This is a genomic window from Fibrobacter sp. (genome assembly GCF_045601785.1).
Classification (GTDB): Bacteria; Fibrobacterota; Fibrobacteria; order Fibrobacterales; family Fibrobacteraceae; genus Fibrobacter.
Window position 1 is genome coordinate 1 of the sequence record NZ_JAZSAF010000044.1, and the last position, 13867, is coordinate 13867.

At 49.5% G+C, this 13867-nt stretch carries 6 protein-coding genes; all 6 read right to left on the reverse strand.

What is annotated here, in order from left to right; translation table 11 throughout:
• Window positions 1-2014, reverse strand: a 2014-nt coding sequence (locus ACKI61_RS06510) for a Tex family protein (RefSeq protein ID WP_407456949.1), incomplete at its 3' end; no start/stop codon positions are given.
• Between the two features lie 254 nt (window positions 2015-2268).
• The gene (locus tag ACKI61_RS06515) at window positions 2269-3270 is read right to left on the reverse strand and encodes an Rpn family recombination-promoting nuclease/putative transposase (RefSeq protein ID WP_407456950.1); all 1002 of its coding nucleotides are present in this window, start codon (window positions 3268-3270) and stop codon (window positions 2269-2271) included.
• 252 nt (window positions 3271-3522) lie between these two features.
• A complete protein-coding gene (locus tag ACKI61_RS06520; RefSeq protein ID WP_407456951.1) occupies window positions 3523-11001 on the reverse strand; it encodes a hypothetical protein in 7479 nt (2492 codons plus the stop codon).
• Window positions 11002-11009: 8 nt separating this feature from the next.
• Window positions 11010-12575 (reverse strand): type II secretion system protein, encoded by a 1566-nt coding sequence (locus tag ACKI61_RS06525; RefSeq protein ID WP_407456952.1) that lies wholly within the window; start codon window positions 12573-12575, stop codon window positions 11010-11012.
• Window positions 12572-13135 (reverse strand): type II secretion system protein, encoded by a 564-nt coding sequence (locus tag ACKI61_RS06530; RefSeq protein ID WP_407456953.1) that lies wholly within the window; start codon window positions 13133-13135, stop codon window positions 12572-12574. Before ACKI61_RS06530 ends, ACKI61_RS06525 begins: the two co-directional genes overlap by 4 nt.
• 8 nt (window positions 13136-13143) lie before the next feature.
• Window positions 13144-13713: a Tfp pilus assembly protein FimT/FimU gene (locus ACKI61_RS06535; protein WP_407456954.1), complete on the reverse strand. Its 570-nt coding sequence runs from the start codon at window positions 13711-13713 to the stop codon at window positions 13144-13146.
• Window positions 13714-13867 lie beyond the last annotated feature (154 nt).

Consider the following 13867-nt stretch of genomic DNA (forward strand, 5'->3'; position numbering starts at 1 on the left):
AAACGTGCACGAGGCCATCCTGGTGAACACCGATATCCACGAAGGCGCCGAAGTTTGCCACGTTGGTCACGACACCTTCCATCCAGCTGCCCGTAATCAGGTCCTGAATGGTGCGGATCTTGTCGTCGAATTTGGCGTAACGGAATTCCTTACGCGGGTCGCGGCTCGGCTTCTGGAGTTCCTTGATAATGTCATCCAAAGTAGCCTTACCCACTTCATCGGAGAGGAATTCTTCGAGGTTGATTGCCTTCACGGCTTCGGCGTTGCCCACCATGTCCTTCACCGACACGCCGGCCTTCTCGGCCATCTTTTCGACGAGGGCGTAGTTTTCAGGGTGAACGGCGGAATCGTCCAGCGGGTTTTCGGCACCCGGAATGCGCATGAAGCCTGCAGCCTGTTCGAAAGCCTTCGGGCCAAAGCCCTTCACGTTCTTCAAGGCTTCGCGGCTAGCGTAGGCACCGTTTTCTTCGCGGTATTTCACAATCGCTTCGGACAAAGTATTGCTGAGGCCCGCCACATGGGACAGCAGCGGAGCAGAAGCGCTGTTCACGTCGACACCCACCATGTTCACGCAGCTTTCCACCACTTCGTCCAAGCGCTTCTTGAGTTCGCGCTGGTTCACGTCGTGCTGATACTGGCCCACGCCAATGGACTGCGGATCCACCTTCACGAGCTCAGCCAGCGGATCCTGCAAGCGGCGGCCAATGGAGATGGCGCCGCGGGTCGTCACATCTTCCTTCGGGAATTCCTGGATAGCGATCATGCTTGCGCTGTACACAGAAGCCCCCGCTTCGCTCACAATTACGCGCGGCGGAACCTTGCCCTTGAACTTGGCGGACATTTCGGCGCAGAAGGCGTCCGTTTCGCGGCTAGCGGTACCGTTACCGATTGCAATCAGGTCAATCTTGTACTTGTCGATGAGGCCCATCAGGTAAACGGCGGCACCGGCCTTGTCGTTCCACGGTTCGTGCGGTTTGATAATGCCGTGGTCCATGAACTTGCCGTTCTCGTCGAGCACAGCCACCTTGCAACCCGTACGGAAACCCGGGTCGAGGGCGAGCACGGCCTTGTGGCCGGCAGGTGCTGCGAGCAACACATCTTGCAGGTTCTTGCTGAACACCTTGAAGGCTTCTTCTTCGGCGGCGTCCTTGAGCATCAGGCGCACTTCACTTTCCATGCTCGGCTGGAGCAGGCGTTCCCAGGCATCCTGGCACATGGCTTCTAGGTACGGAGTCCAGGTGGTGTTGCCCTTGATAATCTGAGTCTTGAGATAACCGACCATTTCTTCGTTCGGCACTTCTATAGAAAGACGGAGCACCTTTTCCTTTTCGCCGCGGCGCAGCGCGAGCATACGGTGGCTCGGAATCTTGGACACCTGTTCGCTGTAGTCGTAGTAATCCTTGAACTTGGTCTCTTCTTTTTCGAAATCCTTCTTGACCTTTGAAATCATGACACCCGTCTTTTCCATCTTGTTACGCAGGTACTGACGGAATTCGGTATTGTCGGCCACTTCTTCGGCCAAAATGTCGGCGGCACCCTTCAGGGCAGCCTTCGGGTCGGCAAGGCCCTTTTCTTCGGAAAGGTAAATCAGGGCAATCTGTTCTGCCGTGTTGCCGGTTTCTTCTTGCGCCCACATCAGGCGAGCGAGCGGTTCAAGACCGAGCTCCTTGGCGGCAGTTGCGCGGGTGCGCTTCTTGGGCTTGTACGGGGCGTAAATATCTTCGAGGAGGGTCTTGTCCTTACAGGCTTCAATCTGCGCCTTGAGTTCGGGGGTAAGCTTGCCCTGTTCTTCGATGCTCTTGAGAACCGTTTCCTTGCGGTCCACCAGTTCCTGCAGGTAGTCGCGACGGTGACTGATATCGCGCAGTTCAATTTCGTTCAGCGTGCCCGTCTGGTCTTTACGGTAACGGGCGATAAAGGGGATGGTACCACCCTGGTCCATCAATTCGAGCGCCTTCGCGACGCGCCATACTTCAAGGTTAAGCTCTTCGGCAATAATTGCAGAAAAATCCATAATATGTAGTTTCCGTTATATATTTCGGTTCGAGGGTCTTAAAGCCCTAAGTTCAACCCGACACCGCGGTGCAGGGTACCCCATGAGTCATTTCGCGGGGTAAAGGGAATATAGAATAAAAAAATGACAATTTGGTGACAAAATGCGGGTAAAAGGCAACACGTTTACATTCATGAAGCCCTAACCCGTAAAATTATGTTAAAAAAAGGCGTCGTGTTCAGGAGGTTAGCATTCCTGAACACGATTTAGGGAATTTATAATCCTAGGGATTTTTTCAGCTTAATCACCTCATCAACAGATAAGGAGAAATCCTCTGCAATCTCTTCGACCGAAGAGGTTCCCTTTTGCAGCTTGCGTTTTGCCAATTCACGCCGTTCTTCAACGCGACCTTCAGCAAGACCCACAGCGCGACCTTCTGCACGACCCTCAGCACGACCTTCGGCACGACCCTCAGCGCGCGCTTCTTTTCGTTCAATCTCCAGTGTATATGCTTGGTCAGACATGAATTTAGCCTCCGAGACAAGGAATCCCATATCAAAGTTACACAACTTTGCCGCATTTTGCAAGTGGAGCACATTAGCCATGAAGGCGTTTTCGTCAAGATCCTGCTCATTGTTAATGCACTCGATTGCCCGCAGCCAGCAGGCGAGCCGACTTTCATCCATTCTGTAATCGCCCTTGATAAACTTGGCAACCTCGACGATTGTGAGCATGTGCTTGCCAAAGAAGACCTCGTTGTTCTGATTCTTGAGCTGCACACAGTGCCTGTAATCATTGGATTCAGGATAGGAATCGAACATCTGAAGCGCGATAAAATCCATATTCCGGAGCGCGTAGATTTGTCCTGGAACTTTGTTTTGCAAGGTGTGGCAAGCCGTATAGAACACAAGCCTATCCTTGAAGGAGTCGTCGCCTTTGTGTTGAACTTCAATGACGATTCGATTCTTGTCCTGGTTCAAGGCCACCAAATCCGATGTAACGCTTTTGACGAACGGTCCGCCGGGAACCGAAGGATCAATGAAGTCCAAGCTACGGATACAGTTGGAGCCTTCCAATTTAAGGACGGCATTTAAAAAGCTTGCTGCCATGTCTCGATTTGCATACGCTCCGAAGATTTTCTTGAAGCAAGAATCGTTGTAGACATAGACGTACTTGTACTTCTTGCGGAATTCCTCGATGCAAGCGGCAACATCTCCGTTGGCAACGCGGGTTTCGTTGATTTTTTGCAGCATGGCTGCGTACTGTTCTCTATTCATGATGAACCTCCGTTCGTTGTAGGGCAGAGAACACCCTTGATGAAAAAAAACACCTGTTTATTTCACAGGTGTTTCGGAGGTTTTCGGACGCTCAGATGGAAATTAGAAAAGGATTGGAATTTGGCAAGGGTTCGTTTGTAAAAGTATTGTAAAAACACCCCACCGAGACAGGGTGTGAGATTTTGCAATTATGGGGAGCAAAGGGAAGGCTCCCCTTGTGAGGGGAGCCCTGTGTAATTTGATATTAAAACATTACCAGTCGTTAGCACACTTCAATGAACCAGATATATCATTATCAACAACAAATGTGACTTTAGTGCCCGAACCTGGATTGTCTGCTGTTGCCTGGGATTGATTCGCCTCTGCACCAAACGAACTTCCACCAAATGTTCCTATTGTGACAGCAGAAGACTGCTGATTATAGGTGCAACGGAATTTGCCTCCACCAGCCATTGTTAATTCATATGTTTCACCAGCCTCATATTTTATATACACTCCATATTCAACAGTGACAGAATTCGACTCATCGCCGCCAGAGCCTCCGCCGCCGGAGCCACCCCCTTCTGCTTGGACTGTCTGCTTACAAGTTTGATATATGTTATCATTGCATTGGCAATAAGCTTTTAACTCCTTGGGAGTTGAATTTGTTAGCGTAAATGTATAATCAGACACCCCAACGCCACCACAACTACTTCCACAATCAACATTGGTATAAGTGCAATTCGAGCAACTAAAGCCAGACATCACAGAAACCTTGAATGTATTTTGAACATTCAATTCAACTTCATTCGCTACTTCGCATAGTAACGGTTGTACAACTTCAAAAGATCCATGACATTGAGTAGCCGATTCTCCCATTTTAGTAACCTTATAACTATGATTACCAAGCGATGTCGGAGTTGTGAAGTTAAAACCAAGACCCCACGTACCAGAGACCTTCTTTTCTCCATCAATATACAGGTCATACTGCTGATGGGGGGCTGTGGATGAAGTTATGTTTTGATTGCCAACACCACCCTGTACTTTACCACCCGAAGTACCACTATATTCACAAACAAACACATCACTACTACTTTCAACATACTCCACGCTGAATGCCGTACAGCTCTGTTCAGCATTGTCCGAAGTACGTTTTACATTGAATACATAGCTATGTGTTCCTGCACTCGTTGCTCCAGTAAAGCTATACGGAGTTTCTCCATAAGTGCCATTACCTACTTCGGTACCATTATCGGTAATCGTCCACGTACATCCGGATTCGCAACCTGTAGCAGTAACGGTCCCCGACGTCGTCATCGGAGTGTTCACGGGCACACCCGTTTGATCGCTCAAGGAACAATCCAAGCTCAGCTCAACAGGAGCATCTTTCTTTCGCACCGTAAATGATTGCGAACAAGAGAACGGCTTGTCTGATTCCGTGCTTTCCAATAGATAGGTGTAAACACAGCCGCCGTCATCGTTACATTCAATGGGCTCCCCTTCGTATCTATACTGGTGGTTGCCACTTGGCTGCTCCACACCCGTCGCAACCGTATATTCCGTAAGCGAACCCTTACCCATTGTCACATTGTATTTACAATCTGACGAAGGACAATGATTCAAGGTCACTTCAAATAATGGCCACGAGTCTCCGCTGTTGATATCTGCAATCGTCTTGGGAGTACAGGTAATCCCGCTCGGAGTGATCGAACCGCATGCTTCCGGTTCACTCAACGAAGCGGCATATTCAGGATCCGTAGCATTGAGTTTCGCGTAGAACAGGTAGGGTTTCCCCTTGTTCTTAAAGATATCTGCGTCCGGAATATTGATAGTGTAGCAACCAGGGCAAGGAGCCGTCGTAGAAAGGCTTGGTGCAGTAGACCCATCGACATCCACGGTTACGTCGATACTTCCGACCCTACTCATATTTTGTCCATCACTACGCACCTTCACCTGCCAAGTCGATTCACCCACCAGTTCCACGGAGCAGCAATGATCGCCGCAATGAATGGCATTCTTACACATGGCGCTAATATTTGCAACAACCACGGCGGCTTCAGAATGGTTCGTGAACAAGATTCCAACGACATGCTCCGGGTCAAACCCAGTCGTCGTATTGTTCGCAAACGACTCAACAGCATTTATGTTTGGCGAGAAGATTTTCTTGGTATGGCCAGAAACATTTATGGAGCGACTCACCACTTCAACACCGTTCCAATCGGTATTTTTGCTTATCAAGGCAACTTCCAGGTTGACTTCTACTTCGCTTTCGTTCTGTAGCTCGATGACCAATGTCTCGCCACGTAAATTCTTCGATTCGCCGAACATAAATGGACGGTTTTCATCAGAACTAAGGGAGACTTCGCCACCCAACAGATTTGCGATATCGGTCTTACATTCGGTGTATTCGCCAGTCCAGAACGGGCCGCAATGGGTATGGTCCGCAGATTCGCTCCAGGCGTACACGGAGTTGTCGTCGTGACCACAAGACATATTCACCTTGGCAGTCTTAATGTCTTCATGGGTAATGGGGTCTATGTAGCCATGTTGCCCGGCTTCATCACCAGCCATAAAGTTATAGCCATCTGTTCCGCAGATGTTGCTGACATTACCTGCCGGGCAACCTTCTACGTCGGTACCATGGTAATACCAGTATTCGACAGAACAGTTCTTGTTGTCGAACCAACCGGAATATCCAACCCATGGCTTTGTCAGCTTGCCCGTTTCAATAATTCCATCTACCGCAACAGCGGCATAGGAACAACTGACCATCGGAGGGCCATCAAAGCATTCCGAATTGTAATCGTCGCTGCGCCATCCAATACCATAAAGCTTGAAGTCCTTATCGGCAAGCTTGAAGCCTACATAGCTGAATGTTTCGGACGAATGGTTTGGACTAAGCTTAAACAGGGTCTTGTACTTTGTCGGGCCCGTGTAGCTGCTACCATAGTAGTAGTCGCCCAAGAACGCACTTACCACAAGGGAATCTTCACCGGCTAGCGTTGCAGAAAGCATCACCAGGCTCGATGTCGAAAGACTCAAGGGGTTATTGTATACAGAGTCCTTGAGTTCCTGCGGATCCAGGCATGTATTATGCTTACAGACCTGAGCTTCGAGGTGGCCGGACATGTTCTCGTAGACATTCAGCATCAGGTATTCGTCACCCACGACATTCGAACGCAGCACAAAGCCCGAATGCCGAATTCGGTTGGAGCTGCGTCCCAAGTTCGATTTCAGGTGCGGGACCTGCACAAGCGCACGGAGCGTGCCGTGCGTGCCCGCCTGTACGGTGCTTATGACCTTGACGCCAGTATCGGGGGCTGTACTTGCAGCCGTAATATAGCTGGGATACTGACTTGTGGCAATGTCTGCAAGGGTGCCCGAAAGCAGGTGCCATTTCGCTTTCTTGAACACGCCATGGTCATCGTTTGCGCCCGTGCAAATTTTATCGTTTGCAGAATGGGTCATGCAGTCGTCAATGCAGTATTGAGCCGTATCAAGTCCCACAACATTGCAGTTGATATCACCTCTGCGGAACTCGTCAAAGAAACAATGCTTATCCTGTTCACCAAAGTGAATTTCGATAATGGTGTTATCGTCATTTACCGTGAATCCAGTTGTTCCAAAATCGGCACTGCCGACTGCATCCGTTGTCGGGCAAGAAGCTCCAGTACACTTCCAGTAGCTAAAGCCCTTATTTTGAGCATCTTCCTTATCAATAGAAAGATTCACCTTCGAACCATCAAATACGGGATATGTACAGGAATGGTCCGTTGCGTCGTAGTGGCAAAGTTCAGCAAATTCATCGGTATTGTAGTGGACAAAGGGATTTTTTCCACTTTCTACATCACCCACGAACTGGAGCTTGACATTATGCCACCCCGTCTTGCCCGAAGCCCTTAAGCAAGATGTGTTCTCAGGATCTTCCGGAATTGGGGGGCCCTTCGAGTTATTTTCAGCCGGAATGATAACAATGCAGCCCGTTCCCGGATTTTCTTTGAGTTTCAGGATTCCGTCCCCGCCCATGATTTTCCAGTAGTCGTTAGGAGGCGCCCCAGTCGTATAGCCATGCGACCATTCCGGCACCACCCAAATGATATCGTTGTCGTCGTTCGGACAATCCTTCCAATAAGAACGATACTTTACAGGAGGGCACTTGTCAGGATTCGTGCTGCAGAAACTAGAGATTTCTTCGGGCGTTGCAGGATCTCGGCATTCCGACGTGACTTCGGACATGCCAAGGGTCGTCGTCCAAGGCTCTTCGAGCCTGTAGCCATCGCGTATTTGAAGCGTAAACGCCATCCCCTCGGTAACCTTCTCCGACACCCTGACAGTAAACAGAGTCTTATATTCAGAAGATCCCGTTCCTGGGAAATTGAAGGTGCAAATGCCGTTAGATTCGCTCACGAATTGTGCCGACCGGACAATGGACCAAGCTTCACTCGGCTTCGGGGGACATGTGGTTGCAAGCGTTACTCCAGTCGGCGGAATAAGAGCCCTTATCTCGGCATCTTCATTTTCAATCAGATCAATGTGGGGGAACTCAAACCGAATTGCCGGATCTTCGGCGCAGGATCCGTAAACCCACACATAGAAGGGTACCGCAGAATAGTTTGTCGGTGTCGCTGTACACCTGTAAACATCCTGGGCCAAGGTGTCGCCACCGCTGACCAGATTTGAGCTCACATTGAGCGACGGAGAACATTGAACATTGGCGTCGGACTTAGTCAAGTTTGCGCCGTTCAGCGGAACCACATTGAAATAATCCGCCAACTTGCCACTGGCATCTGTACACAAGTGGACGATTCGCGGAAGCACGATAAACGACGGAGTCAAGTCTTCGTCCGTATTTGCCGTGGGCGACCGTTCCGACGACTGGTACTGCGTTTCTATCGTCACATTGAGCTGCGGCGCATTCGATATAAAGTAAGGATCCAAGATAGAATCGGCCGCAGTCGTGATGTCATCTTCGGGATTATCCGGATTGATAGGATCCCCGCCACCGCTGTTGCCTTCACACTTGGAACCGCAAACAGAACCGTCATTAGAGCAAATGACGCACGCATTCGAAAGCACCTGTGTCACAACAGGATCGTATGTGAGAGTGGATCCCTGCAATTTATCCATGCCTTCGCAAGAGGAGGCTGTCACATAAATAGTTCCTGTAAGCTTGAACTGGTTACCCGAGCCAATATGTCCATCCGAATAGATGAAGGTGTTCTTTCGAGTCGCATCGTTCAGCGTATTGATGCCCTTTTCCATGTAGTAGAACACATAGCTGTCGTCCTCGGTGTCCATGAAAGAGGTATACAGCGGCTCTTCGGCAATGACGATAAACTTGCCCTTCAGTTTTCCACCGGGGTTTGTCGAACTGGTACCACCCTTTACCTTGACCACCAAGAACCCGTTATACAGGGAGTCGTTCAAGTTGTTGTCAACATTGCGCTTATAGCAGGCATTCAACTGGCTTACAAGATCTGTATTGTAGGTCTTGATCCCCTTTGCACAGCCGTAATCAGCATAAGGCTCAAACTTAGCCTTCGCCGTCACAATCGGGTCTTTCACCAGGTACTTGGCTCCGTCGCAGCCTTTGTCGGACTTTTCCCAGAATGAATGACAGGCAGACTTGACATCTTCTGCGCAGGCGGGCTTGTTCGAAATGTTCATATTGGTCGAAACAGTACCCTTGCTAACAAACCAGGAATTCACGCCGCATTGCGGTCGCCAGTTCTTTCCCGGAGCAAGTTTGCAATAGGGTGTACCCGTTATCTTGTTCGATCTTTCCGTCGATGTTTCCTTGCCAGTATAGTTCAACAGACGGTAGTATTTATTTGTCGAATTATAAGAGTCAATCGGAGAGGCTGTCTCAACAAAAGCAGGGTGATTGCCATCGCTATTTGTATGGTACGAATTGGTAAATGCCGTCGCCTTGCTTTTTTCAGTGAAATCAACAAAGTAACTCCACAAATGGGTATTATTTCCAAACCAGTAATCATCCAGATAGCTATCAAAGCCAACATCTGTTGTGCCTTCGGGCATCGAATACATGTAGTAGAGCGTATCGGCCGGATCTTTTCCTTTCTTGTTTTCCGGGCCATCGGGCGCTTCTCCGTATGGACGGTATCTATACTGGTCTTCCTTTTTCTCGCCTGTATGCCAGTACTGCTTGGTGCAAGACACTCCCTGAGTATTATGCCACCAATCCGTAATGGTTACACCCGCTTTACAGCTGCGAGGTTTATTACCATAATTGTCAGTGTCGTAAGGTTCATCAAACACCTTCGCCATCAGCACACTGTTGTAATTCGCCGAAGGCTGACTCGACTTGATGTAGGCCTTGGACTTGTTGGAATTACCGAGAATAAACTTGGCGCATTGACTGTGATTGCCTTTGCAATTTGGGTGCGTATTCGAAGCTATTTCATAGTTTGTTTTATCGGAGTAGAGAGTGTAATTCTTGCAACCGACTATTTCATGGTCGGGGCCAGTACACGCGACAGCTCGTTTTGCCTTTCTCAGCTTATACCATCTTCTGTCTTCGGAGGGATTGAGCGTCAAGGAGAAATGGCTCAGCCAGTCACCGTCATTACAGTTTCCATTGTATACGGCTTCTTCACAGACGGCGCCTTCGGTTCCTTCTTTGCAATCGGCTCCATTGCACCTACATTTTTTATAAACGCACACATCACTAAAGCAAGAACATTCCGAGCCAAGCACTTCTCCAAACCAAAGGTTCAAGTCGCCGGGCATCCATACATCGTTACCCACCAAGAAGTCACCAGTTTCTCCTTTCGAAACAATCATGCCGCTGTCACCCGTGCAAAGGTTGCCCGAAATCTGAGTGTAATAATCGTTTGTCGCCTGGTTCGACAAGAAAGTACCCATAACCGTAGCGCTTCCGTCAATGACAATCGCCCCTGTATTCGACTGTTTCACCGTGCCGCCAAAATATGCGTCTCCAGTAATATGACCTTTTAACGGACTTATATGTTCATCGATATACATATCCTGCGCCGTAATACCTTGGTTTCCAAGGCTAGCACTTCCGCCAACGCACATCAGAGGGCCCACCGTAGCATTGTTACCATCTAGAATTGCGTTTCCCGTCACAATAAAATTACCCGAAATGCTCTGCGGGTTTCCCTGCCAGTTGCCGTTCACAACAGCAGATGTAATGGACAAATCACCCGCACCATTGTAGCTGCCGCCAAAGTAGGCGTACTCAAAATTAATCGGAATGTGGGTTTCAACATGGGTCGTATCGGTCAGTACCTGGTAAAGTCCCGATATCTTGAAAATGGCAACTTCCGTATGGCGTGCCTGACCATTCCTAGACACACCTTCGGACAAAATCTTCACCCTGTATGGAATCGTATCGGTGTTTGCCTCCATCAGCCACACATGGTGATCCTGCTTGGCCCCATTGGAAAAGCTCCTGACCTGAGCATCGATATTGATAGGCGTCCTTTCTGTCGGTTTCTTGCGCACGCCACTAGGTTTGTACAGGTACTGCCTAAGCAATGCGCCCGTTTCATTCGCATTAAAAGTCATCCACGCACGGGCATGCTCAATACCCGCAATAGAACTTTGCTGAGCCTCGTTCTGCAACATGCGGCTGCTACTGGATTTGCCTTCGCTACTGATCCATTTCCAGGTGGCGGTGGCCGCAATGGTTGCAATCAGCATAAACATGAGTACCATGATCAGTGATACACCACGCTTTAAACGCAACATGTCAAATTCCACTTTCATAAGTCCTCCTAGTGGCTAGGCCCATTGCTGGGTATAGGGACCACAATGTCTACATTGCCGGTTTCACCGGACTGGTTATTCTTTGCTCCGCGAGAAACCTGCAGTTTCATTTGAAGGGCACGAACGAATTTTTTGTCTCGCTTGATCGGGCCCAAAAGGGAATTCGTATTCTCGGGATTGTATCCTTCGTCAAAATCGTAGTTCGCTCCTGCAACCTGCTTGAGTTCCAGGTTCTTGATTTTTACGGCCTGTTCGTTCGCACGTCTTGGCGAATAACGGGCAAAGGTGAGCGCTAGGCACACCGAGTTCACATCTACAGGAACCGCAAAGCGCATGCGTCGCTTGCCAGAACCGTTTGCGTTATAGGGCGGATAGAACATGAAGTCATCCACCACATATCTACCGTTCACCTTCGGGATGGTTCCCGATTCCACATCGCGGAATCCAATGGACATGTGATCGAGTCCAGGTACCCAGGCATTTACATCGAAGTTGATTCCCAAGGTACCGAACGGCTTAATGTAGGGGATTTCAAACGAAATCTCGTAGGTGGCGTCCTTTTTCAACGAAAGCATCTTGTTCTTGGGTCCGCCCCAAATTCGACAAAAATCCTGCCAGGTGGTGGGGTCTGCCCCCACCGCATTTACAGGAGCATTTACTGCAATAAACTGATCTACCGAATCGTTATCCGTGATAGGTTCACTCGTGTCGTAATTGTAATTGACCTTGAAATTCGAAAGTGAAATTTCGGTATCCACACCATTGGCTTCTCCCGTCTGGTTTACCGAATACCCCCCATGGTACCTTAAATCATCTACACCAGAAACATTCGCCTTGCGTGGAATCAGGCGGAAGTACTTTGCCACCGCCGTAGAATCGTCGTGTGGTTTCCAGACATGGCTCGGGAAAATCAAGGAATCGCTCCCCCACAGATCGGGCTTTGCCGCCCTTACCAAAAATTCTCGCACATGGGTCGCCATGGTAACCGCATGGGCATCAGCTTCGTCTCGGCCCTCTAGTACACAGCCGGAGCCCGCCGTGCCAAGAATAGTCCTGCACGAACGCTTGAGCGATGCAGCATTGTCTACAAACCAGTGGACTTCTTCAACGGCTTCGTAGCCACCGTTATCGTTGTAACGCACGCGTCTAAGCCTCAAGTCGCTAAAGCCGTTCGTTGTCGAAATCAGGAACGACGAAGAGTCCCGGTTGTGCGGAAGCACCGTATCGGGGTCCATGTACACGCTGTCATAAATAGTGCGGTAAAGTTGTCGGTCAATATCACTGATATAGGGGCTTGTCGGATCGACAAACTTGTCGGAGCCCTTGTCCGTCGTGGCACTCACATCGACCGACGCCTTTGCTCCCATCTGTGCGGCATCTTCCCTAAACAGGGTACCGACATTTTCGGCCTCCTGAGTTGCCCTGATCATGTTGTCGGTACGAATGCGGAACTTGGTCGAATTGCTGAAAGCCTCACCCGCAATAACTACAATAATGCCTACAATTCCCATGTAGACTAAAAGTTCAATCAAGGTAAAGCCCGATTTAGAATTTTTCCGGATTCCGAAAATCATTTGATCACCCCCGAAACCGCTATGGACTGTTCAGCTCCTTTGAACTTCCAGAAAACCGTAACATCGAGCCGTTTGGCGTACACATGCTTTACGCTGTCGCCACCTAAAAGGTATGATGTATTCGCAGACCTAAATTCATCGTCAGACGACACCTTGACCACGGCCTTGTAGTCCACCTTCATGTCGTGCTCGATCACACCAGGCTGCCCCTTCCAGGTTCGTGAATACCTGAGCGTATCCGGAGACAAAAGACCCGCGTCACTTTTTCTGGCAAGCATCAGGCAATGCACCCCGCCCCCACAATCACTAAGCGCCAGCTGGTCATCGGCAAGGTTCGCTATTCCGCCCGAATTAAGCGAGTCTATAATTTCCTTGGCGACCTCAGTTGCCCCATCGCGGCCGCGGATTCGCAACAGGGCATCGTGGTTACCTTCCTGCAAGTTGAGTACCGCCATGTACAAAAAGCCAAGAACAGCGGCCGCTATCAACACCTCGGTAATGCCAAAGCCGCTCTTTTTACGGGACTGGCGCCCCCACAATTGTCCACACATCTTCACCATAACACCACCTACAGTTCGCTCCAGCCACCGGCTCCGTCATCATTACCAATCTTCCAAAAAGCCTTTACGCTATTCGACGTTGTAATCTTACGGGCGAGTCCGAAACGCAAGTCGCTGCCGTATTGCACACACACGACACCCGCTGGCACCGATGAAAGTCCAATACGGGGCTTAAACACGGCATTTGTCCCCGTCATATCGACATCTCCCACAAAGTTGCAGGTTCCAGACTTGTTCTCGACAAATTGCGACGGGGCCTCTATTACAATGGAATCCAACGATCCACCGCCTATTTTATTTTCATTTGAACAATCCGTTCCCTTCGATTTAACGGCAAGCAATTTCTGCGGATTACCAGGGGCAATCGCCAAACATACCGCACCAGATTGTTGCTTAGACTGGTTACCAACACGCTCCAAAAAGGCGGCCGTATTCATGGCAGCATCCTTTACTCGGGAATTTGCCACGGCCCCCTGCAAACCGACCACTCCCATCGACGAAAGAATGCCCATGATAATGACAACCACCAGGACTTCAATCAGGGTATAGCCATATTTGTCAGTATGCATTCTTGGCATAGGGGAACATCCATTTTTTACATTGTGAAGCGGTCTAAAAAGCCGAAATTAAAATAGATTGTATGTCCGATGCCCTATAAATCAGGCTATCGGGTACAAGGGGGGCTCTTTTTGAGCACAAAAAAAAGGGGCGCAGGCCCCTTTGTTAAGCATC

Coding starts and splice junctions, on each gene's coding strand:
- ACKI61_RS06530 (WP_407456953.1), bottom strand. CDS start 13,135: ATGGTGAAGATGTGTGGACAATTGTGGGGGCGCCAGTCCCGTAAAAAG.
- ACKI61_RS06515 (WP_407456950.1), bottom strand. CDS start 3,270: ATGAATAGAGAACAGTACGCAGCCATGCTGCAAAAAATCAACGAAACC.
- ACKI61_RS06520 (WP_407456951.1), bottom strand. CDS start 11,001: ATGAAAGTGGAATTTGACATGTTGCGTTTAAAGCGTGGTGTATCACTG.
- ACKI61_RS06525 (WP_407456952.1), bottom strand. CDS start 12,575: ATGATTTTCGGAATCCGGAAAAATTCTAAATCGGGCTTTACCTTGATT.
- ACKI61_RS06535 (WP_407456954.1), bottom strand. CDS start 13,713: ATGCCAAGAATGCATACTGACAAATATGGCTATACCCTGATTGAAGTC.